Source organism: Streptococcus pantholopis (genome assembly GCF_001642085.1).
Taxonomy (GTDB): domain Bacteria; phylum Bacillota; class Bacilli; order Lactobacillales; family Streptococcaceae; genus Streptococcus; species Streptococcus pantholopis.
In genome coordinates this window covers 1,415,156-1,438,771 of the sequence record NZ_CP014699.1, presented here as the reverse complement: position 1 = coordinate 1,438,771, position 23,616 = coordinate 1,415,156, and the positions used below count along the sequence as shown (strand labels likewise).

Genomic DNA, 23,616 nt, shown 5'->3' with positions numbered 1-23,616 from the left:
TTGACCGATGGCTATTTTTTAGATATGATATTATCTGTTAAAGTAAATTGCCAAGGCATTTTACTTATAAATTAATTGGAGGATTTGTTAAATGGCTAACAAACAAGATTTGATTGCAAAAGTAGCAGAAGCTACTCAATTGACTAAAAAAGATTCAGCTGCAGCAGTCGATGCTGTCTTTGCAGCAGTTTCAGATTACCTTTCTAAAGGTGAAAAAGTTCAATTAATTGGCTTTGGTAACTTTGAAGTGCGTGAACGTGCAGCCCGCAAAGGCCGCAACCCACAAACTGGCCAAGAAATCGAAATTGCTGCTTCTAAAGTACCGGCATTCAAAGCTGGTAAAGCACTTAAAGACGCTGTAAAATAATTGTGTTCTTCATGAAGCCTATGCTGCCGGTTTATCGGGAGCGTAGGTTTTTTATCTTGTTAATGGGACTGAAACAGGTTCTAAGCTCTCTACAAAAAATAATGTAGGAAGCTGACTATTGCTCTTTCCAATCCGCAGATTTCTGAAGGCTTTGTCGTCCTAATGGCCGACCGCTCCCTTCTAGTCGTCTTGGCAGAGGCGCGTCTGCGAAATCAGAGATTTCGGACTTACCGTCAGCCGTAGCCGTCTGAAGGCTTTGTCGCCTTAACAGTCGCCCGCACCCTTCTAGTCGTCTTGGCAGAGGTGTGTCTGCGAAATCGAAGATTTCGGACTTACCGTCAGCCGTAAACGTCTGAAGGCTTTGTCGCCTTAACAGTCGCCCGCACCCTTCTAGTCGTCTTGGCAGAGGTGCGTCTGCGAAATCAAAGATTTCGGACTTACCACCTTTTCGCTTTGCGTTTTAAACGGGCTTTGTATCTTGTTAATTGAACACGCCCTAAAATCTTAGTGAAAAAGATGGCTGTCAGCGTGATGCAGGCATCACTTGCCATCCCCTATTTTCATACAGATTTTTTCACGGCCTTTGTATCTTAATAATTGAACACGCCCTAAGAGCTGTGCAAAAAAGATAAAATCTCCTAGAGTCTTAGGGACTCTTCGTCAATTTTCCTATTTTTGCTTTGCTCTTTTAACGGGCTTTGTATCTTGTTAATTGAACACGCCCTAAGAGCTGTGCAAAAAAGATAAAATCTCCTAGAGTCTTAGGGACTCTTCGTCAATTTTCCTATTTTTGCTTTGCTCTTTTAACGGGCTTTGTATCTTGTGTAATTGAACACGGGCTAAACGCTGCGGGAAAAAGATAGCCTGACCTCGAATCTTTCTGGATTCATCGGTCAGTCTCCTATTTTCCTTTTGCGTTCTTAACGCCCTTTGTATCTTGATGGAGGTAGGATGTTAGGTATTATTGTTATAATAATGGTTTTTTTGTCTCTTGTGAGGATAGTCAGCCTAATTTTTCTGGCTAGAGCTATGAAGCCTGATACCGAGCATATGCTGTCTAAAGAAAAGGGGGAGTCAGCTTCCAATCAGGAGCACTTACAGGCAGAAGAAGAAAGGGAGTTCGATTCTTTCTTTTGAGGTCGAATCCATCATCAAATAACCCCTGCCATCTGGCTGAAAATGCCAAAATGGACAGGGGACTTTTATTATCGTAAAGAAGAGGCAGGGACAAAAGTCCTGCCTCCTTTCATTTTTTAGATTTATGCCTTTGACGCAGCGGCTGTCCCGCACTCTTTAGCAGCAAGGCTGCTGTCTTTTAGGTATTAATCATTAATATAGCGAAGTTTTCCGCGAAAATCGGCTAAATTTTCATAACCTTTGATTTTCATGATGGCCTTTAGTTCAGCTGTGATGCGGGTAAAAACCTCCGGCCCTTCTTGATGTAAAACGGTTCCCAGCTGCACCATGCTGGCACCGCAAAGGATATGCTCAAAAGCATCACGGCCGGATTTGACGCCTCCGGTTCCGACAATCCGGATACTTGGCTTCAACCGCTGATAAAAAGCATGGACATTAGCCAGCGCTGTTGGTTTAACATAGTCACCGCCGATACCGCCAAATCCATTTTTAGGTTTGATGACTGCTTGCTCATCTTCAATCACCAAACCATTGCCGATAGAATTAATGCAGTTGACAAAAGTTAAGGGGAATTGATTGAAAATCTGCGCTGCCTGATCAAAATGGACCATATCAAAATAAGGGGGCAGTTTAAGGCCAAGCGGTTTCTGGTAATAAGTGAAGACTTCCTGAAGAATATTTTGAGTTGTTTCAAAGTCATAAGCGATCTGCGGTTTGCCGGGGACATTTGGACAGGAAAGATTGAGCTCAACTAACCCCTGATAATCAGAAGCCTGAACAGCTTTTAAAATATGATGGGTTTCTTCAGGTGACATGCCGACCACTGAGAGGAAGTGAGGTTTACTGCCGTCTTGTTTTTGCAGATCGATAACATAATCCAGATAGTACTGGTAGCCGAAATTTGGCAGCCCCATAGAATTGATAGAGCCTAAGGCAGTGTCAGCATAACGCGGTTTTGGGTTGCCCTCACGCTTTGTGAGAGTTCCGGTTTTTGTTACAAAAGAACCGGCTGCTGATTGTTCAATGGCTGCCAGTTCATCCTTTGTCATGCAAAAAACACCCGCAGCATTCATAAGGCAGTTGTCAAAATGAAAATCTCCGATTGTCGTTTGTGTTGAAACCATGATTACCTCCGAAAGAACTTTTTTTCATTCTACTATTTAAGTTCTTCAAAAGCAAGTCTTTCTGTTAACCAGAGAGCTGCCGTCTGCTTTTTTCGGAAAGAGGCTAGCTTTTTTCTTGACTTTTTTGTAAAATAGTAAGAGTAAACGGCCGTAAGGCTGTCGATCAACTGGAACAAAGCGTAAAATTGTAGAAAAAACGCCGCTTTCTTCTGCCTCCTTTGACTTGATAGCTTAATGATTAAGCGTATCAGGCCTGGCAGATTTCCTGTTTTTAAGACAGCTCCCCAACTGTTATCAAGGCTGTCTGAGGCAGTAAGCAGTCGGTTGAAAAACTGATTTGTGCTAGTTTTTGCTATGATTTTAACTGACTTTGTATCATTTAAAAAGGAGAAGACGATCTAATGGTAAAATTAGTATTTGCACGTCACGGTGAGTCAGAATGGAATAAGGCTAATCTTTTTACTGGCTGGGCCGATGTTGATTTATCAGAAAAAGGCACACAGCAGGCCATCGATGCCGGCAAATTGATCAAGGAGGCTGGTATTGAATTTGATTTGGCTTTTACTTCAGTGCTGACTCGTGCTATCAAGACAACTAATTTAGCTCTTGAATATTCAGATCAGCTTTGGGTACCTGTAGAAAAATCATGGCGCCTGAATGAGCGGCATTATGGCGGCTTGACTGGCAAAAATAAGGCAGAAGCTGCAGCGCAGTTTGGTGATGAGCAAGTGCATATCTGGCGCCGGTCTTATGATGTGCTGCCGCCAGCTATGGCTAAAGATGACCAATACTCAGCACACACTGACCGCCGCTATGCTAACCTTGATGATACTGTTGTACCTGATGCCGAAAATCTGAAAGTGACTTTGGAGAGGGCTTTGCCATTTTGGGAAGATAAGATTGCGCCAGCTCTTAAAGATGGGAAAAATGTGTTTATCGGTGCTCACGGCAACTCGATTCGCGCTCTTGTAAAACATATTAAACAATTGTCAGATGACGATATCATGGGAGTTGAGATTCCCAACTTCCCGCCTCTTGTTTTTGAATTTGATAAGGATTTAAATGTTACAGCAGAATACTATCTCGGTCAAGAATAGGACTGTTTTGGCCGGAACTTCGGGTGTCTCAGAATATATGGCTCCCGGTTAAAAAATAATTAAAAGCGGGCTAAGCTGTCCAAAAAGCCAGATTCCTTGAGTCTGTCTCTTTGAAAGACGGCTTAAGTCCTGCTTTTTTTCATTTTTAGGGTATTAAAATGTAAATTTAGAAAAGGAAACAGGTTTTTTATGATAAAATAATAATATGCACCTTTTGAAAAGTATGGAGAATGAGACTAGTGAAGAACAATTTTAAATTAAAACTTCATATTGTTAAACGTCCGGCAAGTATTCCGCGCCGGGTCAATCTTTTATTTGGAATTATCGTTTTGCTGTTTACCATTATTATTTTTCGTTTGGCCCAGATGCAAATTATCAATAAAGACTTCTATACAGCCAAACTGACAGCCACAACAACCTATACCGTCAAGACATCCAGTCCCCGCGGGTCGATTTATGATGCGACGGGAAGGCCTCTGGTTGAAAATGAAGTTAAAGAAGTTGTAGCCTTTACCCGCAGCAATACGGTTACTGCTGCTGATATTAAAGCTTTAGCTCAGGAATTGGCTAATTATGTTACTCTGACTCAGACTAATGTCTCTGAGCGGGCCAAGAAGGATTATTATTTAGCTGACAGGCAGACTTACCAAGAAGTTGTGGACAGCCTGCCTGACAAGAAGAAAAATGATAATTTCGGCAACAGTCTTACGGAATCGGAAATTTATGCCAATGCTGTTGATGCTGTCACAGACGAGCAGATAAATTACTCAGAAGATGAGCTGAAAATCATTTATATTTTTAACCAAATGAATTCTGCTTCCACTTTCTATACAGTCAACTTAAAAACAGATGATTTGACAGAGGAGCAGGTTGCTTATCTGACGGCTAATCAGACCAATTTGCCGGGGATTACTGTCACAACAGACTGGACACGAAGGAGTATTGACACATCATTATCTGATATTTTAGGAACGGTTTCCTCTGAGGAAACCGGTCTCCCGGAAGAGGAAGCTGATGCTTATCTGGAAAAAGGCTATTCTTTAAATGACCGGGTTGGTACCTCCTATCTGGAAAAACAATATGAAGATGATCTGCAAGGGAAGCGAACTGTCCGAACAATTAAGGTGGATAAGGACGGTGAGATTCTAAGTGACGATATTACCGCTGAAGGAACTGATGGTGATAATTTGAAACTGACCATTAATTTGGATTTTCAGGAAGGTGTGGAGAGCATCCTGCAGCAGTACTTTAACAGTCAGCTGGCATCAGGCCTTGCGGCTTATTCGGATGGTATGTATGCTGTTGCTTTAGAGCCTAAAACCGGAAAGGTTTTGGCCTTGGCCGGACTTTCGCATGAAGCAGGCTCCAGTACAGTTGAAGCTAATAATATTGGAGCGATTAACAGTGTTTTCACGCCGGGTTCTGTCGTCAAAGGGGCTACTTTGTCATCGGGCTGGGAAAATGAGGTACTCTCCGGCAATGAGGTGCTTTATGACCAGCAGATCGGCAGTATCAGATCATGGTTTACCCGAGGTTTTACGCCGATCAGTGCAGCTCAGGCCTTAGAATATTCATCTAATACTTATATGGTTCAGGTTGCTTTGCGGCTGATGGGACAAGAATACACAAGTGCTGATGCGATGACGACCAAAGGCTATAAAGAAGCGATGGCAAAGCTGAGAGCGACTTATGCCCAGTACGGAATGGGAACAAGCACAGGTCTTGATTTGCCGGAATCTGAAGGCTATCTGCCGGATGATTTTGAAATGGGAAATGTTCTCAATGAAGCTTTTGGCCAGTATGATTCTTATACGACCATTCAGCTGGCTCAGTATGCAGCAACGGTGGCCAATGATGGAAAACGGATGGCTGCTCATATTGTGGAGGGTGTCTATCATAATAATGAATCCGGTGACTTAGGTGAGCTGATCCGGACCATTGAAAGTGAAACATTGGACACCGTTGGGATTTCTTCTGAAGAGATGGCAATTATCCAGCAGGGTTTTTACAATGTTGTTAACAGCTACAGTGCTTACGCGACAGGAACCGATATGGCAAGCGGAATTACCACTATCAGTGGAAAGACTGGTACAGCTGAAACTTCTGTAACAGATTCCTCAGGCAGAAGCATCTCTACGGTTAACCTTAATGTTGTTGCCTACGATGCTGACAGAAGCATTGCTGTGGCTGTGGTTTATCCCCATGTTTTGGATGACAGTGTTAATGCCCATAAATATGCAGCAAGAGATATCATCAATCTCTATGTCTCTTCCTATGCTTCCAGTGAAACCGATGAAACTGATGAGTCTTCTGATGAAACAAACCAGACTGAATAATTCAAGGAGGTTTTCATGCTTTATCCCACTCCTATTGCTAAATTGATTGAAAGTTTTACTAAACTCCCTGGGATCGGGATTAAAACAGCGACCCGCTTGGCCTTTTATACTGTGGGTATGAATGATGAAGATGTTAACGATTTTGCTAAAAATCTTTTGTCCGCTAAGCGTGAACTGACCTACTGCTCTGTCTGCGGTAATTTAACAGATGATGACCCTTGCAGTATTTGCAGCGATGAAACGCGGGATAAAACAGTGGTTTTAGTTGTTGAAGACGCAAAAGACGTCTCTGCTATGGAGAAAATTCAGGAGTATCATGGTCTTTATCATGTGCTTCACGGGCTGATTTCCCCCATGAATGGTGTCGGGCCGGATGATATCAATTTAAAAGGTCTCATTACCCGTCTGCAGGAGGACAGCGGGATTTCTGAGGTGATTATTGCTACCAATGCGACAGCTGATGGTGAAGCAACCTCAATGTACCTTTCCCGCCTGCTGAAACCTGCTGGTATTAAAGTGACGCGACTGGCCAGAGGTCTTGCTGTAGGCTCAGATATTGAGTATGCAGATGAAATGACTTTGCTTCGGGCAATTGAAAACCGAACAGAAATATAAAGTCTCTTGGTTTTTGTACAGCTGATTTCAAAAGGCCAGGAAAATACTTAAGAAAATACAGGGGCTGCTATGTAAGGCAACCCCTGTTTTTTTAATGTCCTTTGTATCTTGTGGAACTGAACACGGGCTAAACGCTGCGGGAAAAAGATGTCCTGACTTAAAATCTGGTGATTCGTCAGTCAGTCCCCTATTTTCATACGGATTTTTATACGCCCTTTGTATCTTGTGGAAGGTTTGTTATAATGGAGGGAGAATATTTTTAGTGAGGAGTATTTATGGAGATTAAAGGTCATGGGACAATAAAAAAATCGAAAGCTTATGGCGCTATTGGAACACTGCTTCTTTCAGGTGTGCTCTTATTTGCTGCGGGGGGCGGAACTGTAAAGGCTGATGAAACGGTCTGTCATTCAGATACTGCTGAAAGCGTCCTCGCAACTGCAAGTGTACCTGCTGACAATAGTAGTACGGCTCTTTCAGATGCTGTCATTGCTGACAGTGCTGAAAATATGGAAACTAGAAGCAATGCCATTGAGTCGGGACCAGCAGCTGACATTAGTGAAAATGTCAGTTCAGAAAGTGTTGATACAGGTGCTGCAGAAAATCTGGACGATCCTATATCATCTGTAAGTGATTCTCAGCCATCCCTGCCGTCAGAAGAAGCGGTTTATGATGAATCAAGGGAGTCTTTGGACAAAGAAGATGCTGAACCCACCGACAGTGGACAGGGAGAAACTGCAGAAGAGCCTGCTCTTGCTACTGAAACACGGGAGAAAGCTGCGACAGGAGCAGCTGCGTCAGAAATAACCAGTATTGCTATTGGCGACAGAGGGTTTGATCTGCAGTATAATCAGGCTATTGCAGCTGGGACCGAAATTCTGTTTGCTGTCTGGTCTAATGTCAACGGTCAGGATGATTTGATTTGGTATACTGCTGATAAAAATGGAAGGGCAACAGCAAAATACACTGGTACTTACGGAAACTATCATATCCATACTTATCAAAATGCAAATGGCCGGATGATTGGTTTGAACGCTGCCACTGTTAATCTTTTACAGCCTAATGTCAGTGTGGCGGTTACCAAAGTCAGTAAAACAGCCTATAAGATTAGGGTGACTGATGCTCCGGCTTATATAACCGCTATCCTGCTTCCTACCTGGACAAGCGCTAACGGTCAGGATGACCTGATTTGGTATAAGGCTGCTAAAGCTGCAGACGGGACTTATTCAGCTACTGTCAGTACAGCGGAACATTACCTCGAAAGCGGCGAATATAATGTTCATGTATACGGTGAAAGTGCTGTAACCAACAGCTTATCAGCTTTGACAGGAACAAGTTTCAAAAATGATTACGTTTATGGAGATATTGCTGTCAGCGCCAGCCTTGGCCAAAATGGTATCGATATTACCATGCCTAGTGATGTGAGCAAAGCTCTGACAGTCTACCATGCGGTCTGGTCTGCTCAAAATGGTCAGGACGATATGGTTTGGTATAAGGTTGACAGCTCTGGTCAAACAAGGGCAGCCTACACTGGTGATTACGGCACTTACCATATCCATACTTACGGGCTTATCAATGGGCGCATGGTTGGTTTGAATGCTATAAATGTTGATGTAGCCAGGCCTAATGTTTCGGTCCAGTTGGATAAGGTTAACGAAACGTCAGTCCGAGTGACAGTTCGTGATGTCCCGGCTTATTTTACCAACATTACCCTTCCTACTTGGACAAGTAAAAACGGTCAAGATGACCTTAAATGGTACCAAGCTGTTAAAACGGGTGACGGAACCTACAGTTTGACCTTCTATGCCAAAGATCATAAGTTTGAATCTGGGCATTATAATGTCCATGTTTATGGACAAAGCCAAGTGACCAAGTCTTTTGTCGGCTTAACAGCAACAAATGGCATTGATTTAAGCTTTTCAGGGGAACTCGCTAATCCCGCTGTCACTGTTCAAAATTATGATGCTGCAAAAGGGACCTTGCAGGTGCTGGTAACTGAAACAGAAAATTCAAAATCTATCGCCAGTCTTGCAGTAGCTGCTTGGTCTCAGGCGGGGCAGCAGAATATTTACTGGTATACTGCAGAGGTTATTAATGGCAGAGCAGTAGTTACGGTTGACGAAAAATACCATCACAATATTTCAGGCGATTATACAGTCCACGCTTATGTCAAAACCAAGGACGGCGAGACCATTGGCTATGATTTAAGAACATACACACTGGCAAATAAAGAAGCTTCAGCCAACGTTTCAACAAGTTATCAAGGGACAGGTGTTTATGCTGTTTCTATTTCAGGAGTTTATTCAAACGGAGCAGTCAAATATGCTGTCTGGTCAGATGCTAGCGGTCAAGACGATCTTGTCTGGTATGATGCTGCTGTTTCCGGAACCAATGCAGGCGGTGTCATAAATGTCGCCAATCATTCTGGCACAGGAACCTATCATCTCCATGTTTACCAATCTGATAACGGTCAGATGTACTTCCTGACCTCGACCGATTTTACAGTTAGCCGATCGACTTACACAACGCCTTACTATAACCAAAGAGACGGCCGCTGGGGCAATACACGCTATGGCTATTATACAATGGCATCGACAGGCTGTGTTCCGACAGCTTTAGCGATGGTTTTCACGTCATTGACAGGAACAGAAGTGCTGCCAACAACTGTTGCAGATTACCTTTACAATCAAACCGTTGAATTTAACCGAGGGGGCGAAGGGACAACCGGGCGAGGTATCCTGATGGCTTCGAATCAATGGGGGATGACTGCCACTGTTCTCAGTTCATCCTCTGCCCTATCTGCTGCCCTGCAGGAAGGTCATCAGGTTGTAGGGGCTGTCCAGCTGAATAAATTTTCGCCATGGGGCTGGGGAACCAGCCATGAGCTTGTCTTAAAAGGCTACTCAAACGGCAATACTTATGTATTTGATCCTTATAATGCTGCTAATAACGGCTGGTATCCGATTGCTTCGCTCTGGAATGAACAAAGCACACAAGCCGGCGATATCAACGGCTTGGGCAGACCATTTGTTAAAATAACTGATATTTAAGCCAGCTAATGTCAAAATTTTCTTAAAGAAAGCTGCCTTATTTTATAACGGGCGGCTTTTTAATAGTAGAATGCCTATATTTTTTTGTAAATAAGCAGCAATTATGATATGATTAAGACTGATAAATCAAAGAAAAGGACAGGAAAATAATGTCTAAGCAAACTTTAATCCTGCTTTACGGCGGCCGCTCTGCAGAGCGTGAGGTCTCAGTACTTTCTGCTGAGAGCATTATACGTGCAGTTGATTATCATCAATTTTTGGTAAAAACTTACTTTATCACTCAGTCTGGTGACTTTATTCAGACACAGATATTTTCTGAGACGCCGGGACCTGATGAAAAACTAATGACCAATGAGACGGTTATTCCGGCACAAAAAGTGGCACCGAGTGCTATTTACCAAACTGATGCAGTTGTTTTTCCTGTTCTTCACGGGCCTATGGGTGAGGACGGTTCTGTTCAGGGATTTCTTGAAGTACTGCGGCTTCCTTATGTGGGGACAAATGTTCTGACATCAGCAGGAGCAATGGATAAAATCGTTACCAAACAAATTTTGGAAAGTTTCGGCATTCCTCAGGTTGCTTATATGGCTTATTTTGAAGGAGATGATCTGGAAAAAGCCATAAATCAAGCTGAAGAGAAGCTTTCCTACCCTATTTTTGTCAAACCGGCCAACATGGGTTCAAGTGTAGGGATTTCCCGTGCAGCAAACAGAGAGGAGCTCCGTCAGGCCATCGGCTTAGCTCTTAAATACGACAGCCGTATTTTAATTGAGCAGGGGGTGACCGCCCGTGAGATTGAAGTCGGACTTTTAGGAAATAGGGCAATCAAAACAACTCTGCCCGGCGAAGTGGTCAAGGATGTTGCTTTTTACGATTATGAAGCCAAGTATATTGACAATAAAATCAGCATGGCTATTCCAGCCCAAGTTGACGGGAGGATTGCAGAGAAGATGCGGCACTATGCGGCCAAGGCCTTCCGTGCGCTTGGAGGATGCGGGCTGTCACGCTGTGATTTCTTTTTAACAGAAGATAATCAGATTTACCTCAACGAACTAAATACAATGCCGGGCTTTACCCAATGGTCCATGTATCCCTTGCTGTGGGAAAATATGGGCTTGAATTATACGGATTTAATCAGTGAACTTGTCCGTCTGGCACAGGAAATGTTCCACAAAAGAGAAGATCACCTATTTTAAGAATACCTTATCCAAAACCTTCAAGAACTACCTGAAGGTTTTTTATTAAGATACAAAGCCCGTTAAGAACGCAAAAGGAAAATAGGGGACTGACTGACGAATCGGCAGATTCTAAAGTCAGGACATCTTTTTCCCGCAGCGTTTAGGGCGTGTTCAGTTACACAAGATACAAAGCCCGTTTAAAAAGCAAAGCAAAAATGACGGTAAGCCAGAAATCTTCGATTTCGTCGGCGCACCTCTGCCAGAACGACTAGAAGGGTGCGGTCGGCTGCTAAGACGACAAAGCTTTCAGACGTTTACGGCTGACGGTAAGCCAGAAATCTTTGATTTCGTCGGCGCACCTCTGCCAGAACGACTAGAAAGGTGCGGTCGACTGTTAAGGCGACAAAGCTTTCAGACGTTTACGGCTGACGGTAAGTCCGAAATCTCTGATTTCGCAGACGCCCCTCTGCCAGAACGACTAGAAAGGTGCGGTCGACTGTTAAGGCGACAAAGCCTTCAGACGTTTACGGCTGACGGTAAGCTAAAAAGAGCGAGGCAGACCTCCAAGATTATAAACTTTCCTTGTTTTCTGTTCTTAAACTGAGGCTGCTGTTTTATGTTGACAGCTCCTCAAAGAAAGGTGACAGCAGACTGCTGCAGCGTAACGGACTATCTTTATGGTATAATGAGAGCATAAAGTTTTTAGCAGCAGAAAGCGAGAGAAATATGAAATTGAGTCTACATGAGCTTGCCAGAGTTGTCGGTGGCAAAAACACCGTTTCCGATTTTGCTGACCTCCCCCTCCATCATGTTGAATTTGACAGCCGTAAAGTAACAAAGGGTGACTTGTTTCTGCCCTTAAAAGGTCAGCGTGACGGACATGATTTTATTGATGCTGCTTTTGCCAAGGGAGCGGCAGCAACACTGTCAGAAAAGCCAGTTGACAATGTCCCTTATATCCTAGTTGATGATGTCTTAGTAGCTTTGCAGAGACTGGCTAAATATTATCTTGAAAAACAGCGGGTCGATGTTATTGCTGTAACAGGCTCTAATGGCAAAACAACCACAAAAGATATGATTGCTGCTATCCTGTCAACAACCTACAAAACTTATAAAACGCAAGGGAACTACAATAACGAAATCGGCTTGCCCTATACAGTCCTGCATATGCCAGACGATACAGAAAAAATTGTTTTAGAAATGGGACAGGACCATCTGGGAGATATTCATCTTTTGTCAGAGATTGCTAAACCTCGAATTGCTGTGGTAACACTTATTGGTGAGGCACATTTGGAATTTTTTGGCACACGTGAAAAAATTGCTCAAGGGAAGATGCAGATCGCAGATGGTATGGATTCCGACGGGATACTAATCCTTCCGGCTGACCCGATTCTTGATGCCTTTTTACCAGAAAATCAGACAGTTATCCGTTTTGGTTCTGGGCAGGAGATCGGAGTGGAGAATATTGTCGAGCAAAAAGATAGGCTAACTTTTACAACTAATCTCCTGACCGATTCTGTTACTCTGCCTTTATCAGGTAAATACAATGCAACTAATGCTGTTATCAGTGCCTATGTTGGCAAGTTATTAGCGGTATCTGATGCCGATATTCTTTCAGCCTTAAGTGAAATCAGTCTGACAGGCAATCGGACGGAATGGAAAAAAGCTAAGAACGGTGCCGATATTCTTTCAGATGTTTATAATGCTAATCCTACAGCTATGCGACTAATTTTGGAAACTTTTTCAGCTATCCCCAATAACACTGGCGGTAAGAAAATAGCTGTTTTAGCTGATATGAAAGAGCTGGGAGAGCATTCTGTTCAAATGCATACCAGTATTGTGACCCGACTGCTGCCGGACGTTTTAGACACCGTTATTTTTTATGGTGAAGATATTGCCGAGTTGGCTCAATTGGCCAGTCAGATGTTTCCGCCCGGAAAGGTTTATTATTTTAAGAAAAACGAGCAAGAGGATCAGTTCAATGAAATGATGGCCGCAATCAACAATCTCCTGCAGCCTCGCGATCAAATTTTATTTAAGGGCAGCAATTCTATGCAGTTAGAGAAAGCAGTGACAGAACTGCAAAAATGACGGTAAGTCCGAAATCTCTGATTTCGCAGACGCCCCTCTGCCAGGACGACTAGAAGGGTGCAGCAGGCGAAAAGACTGCAAAGCCTTCAGACGTTTACGGCTGACGGTAAGTCCGAAATCTCTGATTTCGCAGACGCCCCTCTGCCAGGACGACTAGAAGGGTGCAGCAGGCGAAAAGACTGCAAAGCCTTCAGACGTTTACGGCTGACGGTAAGTCCGAAATCTCTGATTTCACAGACGCCCCTCTGTCAGGACGACTAGAAGGGTGCAGCAGGCGAAAAGACTGCAAAGCCTTCAGACGTCTACGGCTGACGGTAAGTCTGAAATCTTTGATTTCACAGACGCCCCTCTGTCAGGACGACTAGAAGGGTGCAGCAGGCGAAAAGACTGCAAAGCCTTCAGACGTCTACGGCTAGCTAACAGTAAGCCAAAATCTCAGACAATAAAGTTCCCTCACTCTTCAATTTTTTGCTTGGGGCTGACATCATCCACTGGATGATGTCACTCCACGGCTCTTAAGGCGTGTTCAATTCATAAGATGCAAGTCTGATAAAAATAGGAGATTATAATGTTAAAGGATTTTTTGACAATTCAGGCAACTGAGCCACCCTCAATATCACTGATTGTCTACCTTATCATGATGGGAGCTTTGCTGGCCTTAGTTTATCTTTCTGTCAAATGGCATGACAGACCGCATTTTGTCCGTTTATTCAAAAGGATTCAGCTGCTGCAGCTCCTTTCCCTTTATCTTTGGTACAGTATCTGCCTGATTCCTATTTCAAATAGCCTGCCGCTTTATCACTGCCGTTTGGCGATGCTGGCTATTTTGTTTTTACCGGATAATTTATCAATTAAGCAGTATTTTGCTTTAATGGGCTTTAGCGGAGCTATTTTTGCTTTGATTTATCCTGTGCTGGATCCTTACAATTTTCCGCATATTACTGGTGTCTCTTTCATTATCGGCCATTATGCTCTTTTGGTGAACAGTCTTAATTATCTGCTGAATCATTACCGGATAAAGAAACTGTCTTTTGGTAAAATTACAGGTTATACTTTTATCTTAAATCTTTTTTTAGTAGGCGTTAATCATGTGACAGGCGGGAACTATGGGATTCTTCGGAATACCCCGATTATTGATAACAGCCGCATTTGGTTTAATTATTTAGTGGTATCTCTTGTTTTAAGCCTGAGTTTGGTGCTTTTTGCCCTTTATTTTAATCATAAAAAAAGTCCCGAAAAAGCCACTTCCGATATAAAATAATCAGTTCCAGCCAGCTCCCTGCATTGCACTCACGGCTAGATTTCGCTATAATAAAGAAGCTCTGAGCACTATAAGCTATCAAAAAAATTGACTGTGCTTGGCACTGAAATGAGAGTTTGGGCCCTTTTGCCCTGACTCCTGCTCAAAAAATACAAGGAAATAGGTAAAGAGAATAAATGACAGTTCAAGATGCTATTAAAAAACGCCGAACTTTTGCTATCATCAGTCACCCGGATGCCGGAAAGACGACGATTACTGAGCAGCTTCTGTATTTCGGCGGTGAGATTCGTGAAGCTGGGACGGTTAAAGGAAAGAAGACAGGGACATTTGCCAAGTCCGACTGGATGGATATTGAGAAGCAGCGCGGCATTTCTGTAACGTCTTCTGTTATGCAGTTTGATTACGCCGGAAAACGTGTCAATATTCTTGATACACCAGGGCATGAAGACTTTTCGGAAGACACTTACCGTACGCTGATGGCAGTAGATGCGGCCGTCATGGTTGTGGATTCAGCTAAGGGGATTGAAGCACAGACCAAGAAGCTTTTTGAAGTTGTCAAACACCGCAATATCCCTGTCTTTACTTTTATTAACAAACTGGACCGTGACGGTCGTGAACCGCTGGATTTGCTGGAAGAACTGGAGGAAGTTTTAGGCATCGCCAGTTACCCGATGAATTGGCCGATTGGTATGGGAAAATCTTTTGCTGGTCTGTATGACCTGCATCATCAGCGTTTGGAACTTTACAAAGGAGACCGGCGCTTTGCGGAACTTGCTGAAGGGAAGGAACTCTTTGCAGATAATCCTTTCTATGAACAGGTTTTGGAGGATGTTGAACTGTTAGAGGAAGCCGGCAATGCTTTTTCAGAAGAGGCTGTTTTAACCGGAGATTTGACGCCAGTCTTTTTTGGTTCAGCACTGACTAATTTTGGGGTCCAAACCTTTTTAGATACTTTTCTGGACTATGCTCCGGAGCCGCACAGTCATAAAACAACAGAAGAGCGGGCTGTTTCTCCTTATGATGAAACCTTTTCTGGCTTTGTTTTTAAAATTCAGGCTAACATGGATCCGCGCCACCGTGACCGCATTGCCTTTGTCCGTATTGTATCCGGTGAATTTGAGCCTGGGATGGCCGTCAAACTGACCCGGACCGGTAAAACTCTTAAACTGGCCAATGTGACCCAGTTTATGGCTGAATCCAGAGAAAGTGTCGGCAGAGCCGTGGCCGGAGATATTATTGGTGTTTATGATACAGGAACTTATCAGGTAGGAGATACTTTAACTGCTGGCAAGCAGACCTTTGCCTTTGAACCATTGCCGACCTTTACGCCTGAGCTTTTTATGAAGGTGACTGCTAAAAATGTCATGAAGCAAAAGTCATTTCACAAGGGGATTGAACAGCTGGTGCAGGAAGGCGCCATTCAGCTTTATACCAATTATCAGACAGGCGAATATATGCTTGGTGCGGTCGGTCAGCTGCAGTTTGAAGTCTTCAAACATCGAATGGAAAACGAATATAAGGCAGAAGTGGTTATGACACCGATGGGCAAGAAAACTGTCCGCTGGCTTAAACCGGAGGATTTGGACGAAAGAATGTCGTCCAGCCGTAATATTTTGGCTAAAGACCGTTTTGAGCAGCCTGTTTTTCTTTTTGAAAATGATTTTGCGCTTGGCTGGTTTGCAGATAAGTATCCTGATGTTGTTTTAGAGGAAAAGATGTCCTAAGCATTTGAAGGAAGACCGTCTTTTATCTTGGCTGGTTTAAGCTTAAAGCTGAGTTCCCATGAAAGCGTGTTATTTATGAAATTAAGCTGATTCTCTATCTTTTTTTTCTGGATTGTGTTACACTAATTAAGTTGTCAAACAACAAATTTAAGTTTTATAAGGCGGCTTCGCACTGCCTTTTAGAAAAGAGAAGAAATTGAAATTTACAGAACTAAAATTATCAAAAAATCTGCTGTCGGCAGTAGAAAAGGCTGGATTCACCCAACCTTCGCCTATTCAAGAGCTAACCATTCCTCTAGCTTTAGACGGCAGGGATGTGATAGGGCAGGCGCAGACAGGAACAGGGAAAACGGCGGCTTTTGGTCTTCCGGCTCTCGATAAAATCGATACAGACAGAAATGTGATTCAAGTCCTTGTGGTTGCTCCGACACGTGAACTGGCTGTGCAGAGTCAGGAGGAACTTTTTCGTTTTGGCCGTGAAAAAGGGGTTAAGGTTCGCTCTGTTTATGGCGGCTCAAGCATTGAAAAACAGATTAAGGCACTCAAGTCGGGAGCTCATGTTGTTGTCGGCACTCCCGGACGCCTTCTTGATTTAATAAAACGCAGGGCTCTGAAACTGTCTCATGTTGAAACTTTGATTTTGGATGAAGCAGATGAGATGCTGAATATGGGCTTTTTGGAAGATATTGAAGCTATCATCAGCTATGTTCCTAAAGAGCGGCAGACCCTGCTTTTTTCAGCAACAATGCCTGAAGCTATTAAAGCCATCGGCCTTAAATTTATGAAAGATCCCGAGCATGTTAAAGTGGCTGCCAAAGAACTGACTACTGATTTGGTTGACCAATATTATGTTCGGGTAAAAGAAAGTGAAAAGTTTGACATCATGACCCAACTCATGGATGTTGACCAGCCGGAACTGTCCATTGTTTTTGGCCGGACTAAACGCCGTGTTGACGAGCTGACCCGAGGTCTTAAACTGCGAGGTTTTCGGGCAGAAGGAATTCATGGCGATCTTGATCAAGGCAAGAGACTGCGTGTTCTGCGTGATTTTAAAAATGACGGCCTTGATATTTTAGTTGCGACTGATGTGGCTGCGCGTGGATTAGATATTTCAGGGGTTACCCATGTCTATAACTATGACATTCCGCAGGATCCGGAAAGTTATGTCCACCGTATCGGCCGGACCGGCCGTGCCGGCAAATTTGGCCAGTCTATTACGTTTGTTGCGCCAAATGAAATGGGCTATCTTTCAATCATTGAACAGTTGACGAAAAAACGCATGAAAGGCCTTAAACCGCCGACTGCTGTGGAAGCTTTTCAGGCTAAGAAAAAAGTTGCTCTGCAAAGGATTGAGCGTGATTTTGCAGATGAAGCAGTCCGCGGCCGTTTTGAAAAATTTAAGGGGGATGCTCTTAAGTTAGCGGCTGAATTTACGCCTGAAGAGCTGGCTCTCTATATCCTGAGTATTACTGTCCAAGATCCGGAAGCTCTGCCTAAGGTTGAAATTGCCAGAGAAAAACCCCTTCCCTTTAAGCCATCCAGCAAGGTTTCCAATGACAGAGGCCGGAATCGCGACAGAAACCGCAGCCGTTATGACCGCCGTCGCCGAGACAGCCGCTACGACTTCAAGAGGGGGCCCCGCAGAAGTAAAAATGATTTCCAAAATAAAGATAACAAGCGCCCTCATCGCACTTCCAGCGAAAAAAAGAGCGGTTTTGTTATCCGTAATAAAGGGGAAAGATAGTCTGTATGTGTTTTGCCGCCAAAACAAGGCTTTTTGACAGATAAATTTTAACTCCTTGGACAGATTGAAATGTCCAAGGAGTTTTTTAGCTATCAAACAGTGAAGTGCTTAGGTGCAGTATAAGCTTATGAAGGATATTTGTGAATTCTTATTCTTTTCAAAGGGAGCGGTAGTTCTGCGGGTCAGTGTTTTATATATACTGATATTCTTTACTGGCTCTCGTCAGTCTGCGATTTGATATAAGCCAACTTTTCAGCCCTCTTTTTTTGCTTAAACCGTTTTTCAGCTTTCATGGCAGCATTTTTATGATTAAAAGCTTCCCAATAAAGGAGTTTAACCGGCAGCCGGCTTTTTGTATATTTGGCTCCCTTACCGGCATTGTGGGTTTTCAGCCGCTTTTTAAGATTAGTAGTATAGCCTGTATAGAGACTTCCGTCCGCACATTCTAAGACATACATATAAGCCTGGGGCTGGGCATCTGTGCCAAAATACATGGCAGCCACTTGATCGGTATACTCACCATTGTCTTTATGAACAATCAGAGGCGGCAGAATTTTCAGCCCTTCCAGTGAGCCATCTTTAATAGCTTCGACAAGGAGCATATTGGCCTCTTTATTTTGCTTAGGATAGACAAACTGAAGACGTTTAGGAGCCAATTTATATTTTTTGAGGGTGTCGATAATTTCCATGAAACGCTCCGGGCGGTGCACTAAAGCCAGCCGACCATTTGATTTTAAGGCCTGCTGACTGACCGCACAAATGTCTTCCAAGTTGGTAGCCACTTCATGTCTGGCTAATAAATAATGAGGAGACAAATTTTTTTTGGAATGTACGCTTGCTTTAAAGTAGGGCGGATTGCAGAGAATTAAGTCAACCCCTGAACGCGGGACGTGGTCTAATAGGTTGCTGAGATTGTCTTCGACCATAGTAACCTGATTTTCCAGCTGGTTGAGTTCAATAGAACGCCGTCCCATATCTGCCAGACGTTCCTGCAGTTCGATTTCGACAATTTTGGCCTTGGTTTGGGTTGCAGCAAAAAGCCCAACGGCCCCATTACCTGAGCACAAATCAACAACTAATCCTTTGCTGGGGATTTTGGGAAAACGAGAGAGTAAAACAGAATCAACGGAATAACTGAAAACATCTTTGTTTTGAATAATTTTAACATCAGTAGAAAAAAGCTGATCAATCCGCTCTTTATTTTTTAAAATCGGCTTAGTCATGGCTTTTATTATAACAAAATTTCTTTTTGCTGAAAACTGGACTTGTCCCTTTTGACTGCTGAAACGGTGCCTTTACAGCTGCCTCCTCACTCTTAAAAAACGAAGGCGGAGAAGAATCGTGACAGCAAAGCTATCGATTTCTCTCCTGCTTCTGAAGAGACAATCGTTACATCTGTCGGAAAAGCCGGTCATTTGCTTATAAAAGTTAAGCTCACAAAGGCCATATTTTAAAGCAAGATTCTGGATAATCATCCTGCGACTCCCTTTTTGGCGGGCTGATTTTTTGCAGCTTAGTCTGTGCTGGGCAACAGAAATATTTTAAAATAGGCAGGAAAATTATTTTTCTGTCTTCTTAAACAAGCCAATAAATGGTACAATAAAAAGGAATATTTATAAGATTTAAGGCAGGCAGATAAAGTGCTACTAGACGACTAGCGTCCTGCCGAAGAGCCTTGAGCCGATTTTGAAAGCTTAAGTTTTAACCGCACCTTTCCGGTCGTCTTAGCGGCCGACTGCCCCTTCTAGCCGTCCTGACAGAGGTGCGTCTGCGAAATCGAAGATTTCGGACTTACCGCCATTTTTACTTTGCTCTTTTAACGGGCTTTGTATCTTGTTAAATTGAACACGCCCTAAACGCTGCGGGAAAAAGATGGCTGTCATCGTGATGCACAAGCATCACTTGCCATCCCCTATTTTCCTTTTGCGTTTTTAACGGGCTTTGTATCTTGTTAAAAGGAGAGAGTTGTGTTTTACGCTTATTTACGTGGTTTGGTTGCTTTTTTGCTTTGGTTGGTTAATGGCAATGCCCGTTATCACCATCGTGATCGGATATTAGATCAAAAAGAAAACTATATTCTAGTTGCTCCTCACCGCACATGGTGGGATCCTGTTTATCTGGCTTTTGCAACAAAGCCTAAACAGTTTATCTTTATGGCTAAGAAAGAGCTTTTTACCAATCGGATTTTTGGCTGGTGGATTCGTATGTGCGGAGCTTTTCCAATAGACCGTGAGAATCCGGGACAGGAAGCCATTAAATATCCGGTTAAAGTTTTGAAAAACAGTGACCGTTCTTTAATTATGTTTCCTAGCGGGAGCCGTCATTCCACCGATGTCAAGGGAGGAGTAGCAGTAATTGCTAAAATGGCTAAAGTCAAAATTCAGCCAGCTGTCTATGGCGGTCCGCGCTCCTTTAAAGGCCTGCTTAAGGGGGAACCGATTGATATTAATTTTGGTCAGGCTATTGATATTAGTGATATTAAACGGATGAATGATACTGGTATTGAGGAGGTTGCCGAGCGTATTCAAACCAGCTTTTCCAGCCTAGATGCTGAGAACGCTGACTGCGGCCGGACAAAAAAGCTGAACCCGCTGACCTATATTTTCCGTATTCCTTTAGGACTTATCGCTCTTATTCTGGTTCTGCTGACCTTGCTGTTCAGTTATCTTGCAAGCTTTGTCTGGAACCCTGAAAAGCATCGCAAATAGAAGAATACTGGCAGCTGAACATTATTCATAAAGATTATTTTAAGGCTTCGAACAGGTAAAACACCGTGTTTGAGGCCTTTTATAATGGCTAAAACTTATCATTTTCTTTTTGTTTTTTTCGAATAGTAATATAAAGGAGGTTTGCATGATAGAAGAAATATTAGATAAGTTTAAAGGAAATAAGGCGATTTGGCTGTCAGTTCTGTTCTGTTCATGTACAGTTCTGCTGGGACTGATTTTTTATGGCTTTTCCCGTCAGCCTCAGGCAGGCAGCAGTGAATTCCCAGCCTACCAAACCAGTTTCAGCAGCAGCGAACAAGCCCAGTCTTCTCTGCTTGATAAGGATTCAAAAAAACAGAGCAGCAAAGCTGAAATTACCGTTGATATAAAAGGAGCTGTTCAGAAAGAAGGCGTTTATACTTTGCCGGCTGGCAGCCGAGTAAGTGATGCAGTCAAGCTTGCCGGCGGTCTGACTGCAGAAGCCGATAGGAATTCAATCAATCTGGCACAAAAAATAGAAGATGAAGCAGTGATTTATGTTGCTGTGAAAGGGGAAAATATCAGTGTAATTGCTCCGGTGCAGCCATCAGCCGATTTGGGAGACAGCAGTGCAGGAGATGCCAGCAATGAGAAAATTAATTTAAATACGGCAACGCTTGCCGAACTTCAGACAATCTCAGGTATTGGGGAAAAGCGTGCTCAGGATATTATCGATTATCGCGATAGTAAAGGCGGTTTCAGCTCTGTGGAGGAATTAGCTGAAATTTCCGGTATTGGCGAGAAAACGTTAGCAAAACTCAAAGAAGAGGTTACTGTTGATTAATTTCTATTTGGTAAAGCCGATTCATTTAGCCTTTTTATTGCTTTTACTTTATTTTTGGCTGTTTTCTGCAGAGCCTTTAGCTCTGTTTCTGCTGATCCTTGCTTTGATTTGCTTGTTTAAGCAGTACACTTGGCAAAAAGTCTTAACTGCTGCAGTGGTATTAGGTTTTTTTGCTGTTTATTTTTGTATCTGGCAGAAGCAGCAGTCAAGAGCATATCAGGCAGCTCCCAAGTCTGTCAGTTACATCGAAATGATCCCTGACAGTATAGCAATTAATGGTGATCTGCTTTCTTTTCAGGGGCAGTCTTCTAAAGAAGAATACCAAGTTTTTTACCGGCTCAGGTCAAAAACAGAAAAAGATTTTTTTAGCCATCTTGATGAGACGGTTATCCTGCAGGCAGAAGCCAATACGGAAGAAGCGGAAAGCATACGCAATTTTAATGGCTTCGATTACCGCAGCTACCTAAAAAATCGGGGAATTTACAGGCTGATTAATCTTAATAAAATTCAAACAGTCCGGCGGCCATTCAAAAAATCTATTGTCACCTGTTTTCGAGAATGGCGGCGCAAAGCCATTGTCTTTATTCAAAGTCAGTTTCCTGCCCCAATGCGGCATTATATGACAGGACTTCTGTTTGGTTATTTGGATAAATCATTTGATGAGATGACCGATTTATACACCAACCTTGGCCTTATCCACCTGTTTGCCTTATCAGGAATGCATGTCAGTTTTTTTATACGGCTTTTCCGATTTTGTTTTTTACGACTGGGTGTAAGGCGTGATTATGTAGATTACCTGCAGATTCCTTTTTCATTTCTGTATGCTGTTTTGACAGGATTTTCTGTTTCTGTTATCCGCAGCCTAGTCCAAAATGCTTTCTCCAGACTTGGAGTTAAAAAGATGGACAATTTAGCATTGACACTGATTGCTTTTTTTCTGCTAATGCCGCATTTTCTCTTAACAAGAGCCGGGATACTGTCTTTTGCCTATGCTTTTATATTAACTTTGATAGATTTTTCTCATCTCAGCAGCTATAAAAAGAAAATAATGGAAAGTTTAGCGCTTGCTGCAGGGATATTACCCATTTTGCTCTACTTTTTTTCGGTTTTTCAGCCCTTGTCTGTTCTGCTTACAGCCTTCTTTTCCATGACTTTCGAGTTTCTTCTTTTGCCTATGTTGGTCTTCATTTTTCTAATTTCACCTATTGTTAAACTGACCTTTGTTAATGTTCTCTTTCTTTTTCTGGAAACATTTATCACCTGGATTAGTCAGCTTTTCCGTCACCCCTTTGTTTTGGGACGGCCTCATTTATTAGTCCTTATTTTACTGCTGATTTTGCTGGGCCTGCTTTATGATTTTTGCCGTCAAAAGAAGATAGCTATAGTCCTGAGCCTATCGATTGCCCTCTTGCTTTTTAGCAGTAAATTTCCTTTGGGAAATGAGCTGACAGTAGTCGATGTTGGGCAGGGCGACAGTATTCTTTTGAGAGATCAGAGAGGGAAAACAGTCTTGATTGATGTCGGTGGTCGGCCGGTATTTACCAGTAAAGAAAGCTGGCAGGAAAGGACAGGAAAAAGTAATGCTGAAAGAACTCTGATTCCGTATCTGCGCAGCCGCGGAATCAGTAAAATTGACCAGCTGGTCTTAACGCATGCCGATACTGACCATGTTGGAGACTTACAGGTTCTTGCCAAATATTTTAAAATTGGAGAAATCTTAGTCAGTTACGGCAGTTTGACACAGACCGATTTTGTCCAAAGATTAAAGGCGACGAGAACTAAGGTGCGTACCGTTAAAGCAGGAGACAGTCTTTCAATCATGCAGAGCCGTTTATATGTTCTTTATCCTTATAAAAAAGGAGACGGCGGCAACAACGACTCTCTGGTGCTGTATGGGCGTTTGCTAAATCAGACCTTTCTATTTACAGGTGATTTAGAAAATACAGGTGAAAAGGAGTTGATGCAGATCTATAAGGAATTGCCTGTTGATGTCTTAAAAGCAGGGCATCATGGGAGCAAGGGGTCGACCAGTTCAGAGTTTTTAAACTTTATTAAACCTAAATATGCTTTAATCTCTGCCGGCTTTCACAATCGCTACCGGCATCCCCATCAGGAGACATTGGATCGGCTGAGCGCTGCTGCTGTTGAGGTTTATCGGACAGACCTGCAGGGAGCCATCCGTTTTCGGGGCTGGAACAGCTGGCAGATAGAGACCGTAAAATGAGCTGCTAAACCGTCAAAAGATAAGAAAGTGCAGCAGTCCGTGCCGTTTTGATAGTACAGTTAATAAAGATACTAAAGCCTGTTTTAGAGTTTTTCCTTAGAAATTTCTTGAAAAGCTGCTGCTGTACTGAGCCAGAATGC

The 23,616-nt window shown here is 43.0% G+C and carries 16 protein-coding genes; 14 read left to right on the top strand and 2 right to left on the bottom strand.

The window, feature by feature from the left end:
• Window positions 1-91 precede the first annotated feature (91 nt).
• Both A0O21_RS06590 and A0O21_RS06585 read left to right on the top strand, forming a co-directional pair.
• Entirely contained in the window at window positions 92-367 is a 276-nt protein-coding gene (locus A0O21_RS06590; protein WP_067063244.1) for an HU family DNA-binding protein, read from the top strand.
• 951 nt (window positions 368-1,318) lie between these two features.
• Window positions 1,319-1,504, top strand: coding sequence for a hypothetical protein (locus tag A0O21_RS06585; protein WP_067063241.1), 186 nt, complete (start codon window positions 1,319-1,321; stop codon window positions 1,502-1,504).
• Between the two features lie 185 nt (window positions 1,505-1,689).
• Here the strand turns inward: A0O21_RS06585 and A0O21_RS06580 are convergent, their stop codons facing one another.
• The gene (locus A0O21_RS06580; RefSeq protein ID WP_067063236.1) at window positions 1,690-2,628 is read right to left on the bottom strand and encodes a dihydroorotate oxidase; all 939 of its coding nucleotides are present in this window, start codon (window positions 2,626-2,628) and stop codon (window positions 1,690-1,692) included.
• A gap of 401 nt (window positions 2,629-3,029) precedes the next feature.
• Between A0O21_RS06580 and A0O21_RS06575 the strand changes: the two genes are divergently transcribed.
• The 9 genes from A0O21_RS06575 to cshA all read left to right on the top strand — a co-directional run bounded on the left by A0O21_RS06575 (window position 3,030) and on the right by cshA (window position 17,721).
• Window positions 3,030-3,725, top strand: coding sequence for a phosphoglycerate mutase (locus A0O21_RS06575; RefSeq protein ID WP_067063232.1), 696 nt, complete (start codon window positions 3,030-3,032; stop codon window positions 3,723-3,725).
• A 230-nt stretch (window positions 3,726-3,955) separates the two neighbouring features.
• The gene (gene pbp2b, locus A0O21_RS06570; protein ID WP_067063228.1) at window positions 3,956-6,061 is read left to right on the top strand and encodes a penicillin-binding protein PBP2B; all 2,106 of its coding nucleotides are present in this window, start codon (window positions 3,956-3,958) and stop codon (window positions 6,059-6,061) included.
• Window positions 6,062-6,076: 15 nt separating this feature from the next.
• Window positions 6,077-6,676 (top strand): recombination mediator RecR, encoded by a 600-nt coding sequence (recR, locus tag A0O21_RS06565; protein WP_067063224.1) that lies wholly within the window; start codon window positions 6,077-6,079, stop codon window positions 6,674-6,676.
• Window positions 6,677-6,951: 275 nt separating this feature from the next.
• Window positions 6,952-9,723 (top strand): GBS Bsp-like repeat-containing protein, encoded by a 2,772-nt coding sequence (locus A0O21_RS06560; RefSeq protein ID WP_067063220.1) that lies wholly within the window; start codon window positions 6,952-6,954, stop codon window positions 9,721-9,723.
• Between the two features lie 149 nt (window positions 9,724-9,872).
• Window positions 9,873-10,919: a D-alanine--D-alanine ligase gene (locus A0O21_RS06555; protein ID WP_067063216.1), complete on the top strand. Its 1,047-nt coding sequence runs from the start codon at window positions 9,873-9,875 to the stop codon at window positions 10,917-10,919.
• Window positions 10,920-11,627: 708 nt separating this feature from the next.
• On the top strand, window positions 11,628-12,992 hold the full coding sequence (locus A0O21_RS06550) for a UDP-N-acetylmuramoyl-tripeptide--D-alanyl-D-alanine ligase (RefSeq protein ID WP_067065199.1): 1,365 nt from the start codon (window positions 11,628-11,630) through the stop codon (window positions 12,990-12,992).
• Window positions 12,993-13,560: 568 nt separating this feature from the next.
• Window positions 13,561-14,253 carry a YwaF family protein gene (locus A0O21_RS06545; RefSeq protein ID WP_067063212.1) on the top strand — a complete coding sequence of 231 codons (693 nt, stop codon included), beginning with the start codon at window positions 13,561-13,563 and terminating at the stop codon, window positions 14,251-14,253.
• 176 nt (window positions 14,254-14,429) lie between these two features.
• Window positions 14,430-15,977, top strand: a complete 1,548-nt coding sequence (locus A0O21_RS06540) for a peptide chain release factor 3 (RefSeq protein WP_067063208.1) — start codon at window positions 14,430-14,432, stop codon at window positions 15,975-15,977.
• A 196-nt stretch (window positions 15,978-16,173) separates the two neighbouring features.
• Window positions 16,174-17,721: a degradosome RNA helicase CshA gene (cshA, locus tag A0O21_RS06535; protein ID WP_067063205.1), complete on the top strand. Its 1,548-nt coding sequence runs from the start codon at window positions 16,174-16,176 to the stop codon at window positions 17,719-17,721.
• Between the two features lie 209 nt (window positions 17,722-17,930).
• Here cshA and A0O21_RS06530 read toward each other — a convergent pair whose 3' ends face one another.
• Window positions 17,931-18,944 (bottom strand): GIY-YIG nuclease family protein, encoded by a 1,014-nt coding sequence (locus A0O21_RS06530; RefSeq protein WP_067063201.1) that lies wholly within the window; start codon window positions 18,942-18,944, stop codon window positions 17,931-17,933.
• A 744-nt stretch (window positions 18,945-19,688) separates the two neighbouring features.
• Between A0O21_RS06530 and A0O21_RS06525 the strand changes: the two genes are divergently transcribed.
• From A0O21_RS06525 to A0O21_RS06515, 3 genes are all read left to right on the top strand, one after another.
• Window positions 19,689-20,429, top strand: coding sequence for a lysophospholipid acyltransferase family protein (locus A0O21_RS06525; protein ID WP_067063197.1), 741 nt, complete (start codon window positions 19,689-19,691; stop codon window positions 20,427-20,429).
• Between the two features lie 145 nt (window positions 20,430-20,574).
• Window positions 20,575-21,252, top strand: coding sequence for a helix-hairpin-helix domain-containing protein (locus A0O21_RS06520; protein ID WP_067063193.1), 678 nt, complete (start codon window positions 20,575-20,577; stop codon window positions 21,250-21,252).
• On the top strand, window positions 21,242-23,476 hold the full coding sequence (locus A0O21_RS06515; RefSeq protein WP_067063189.1) for a DNA internalization-related competence protein ComEC/Rec2: 2,235 nt from the start codon (window positions 21,242-21,244) through the stop codon (window positions 23,474-23,476). Before A0O21_RS06520 ends, A0O21_RS06515 begins: the two co-directional genes overlap by 11 nt.
• The last annotated feature ends 140 nt before the right edge of the window (window positions 23,477-23,616 follow it).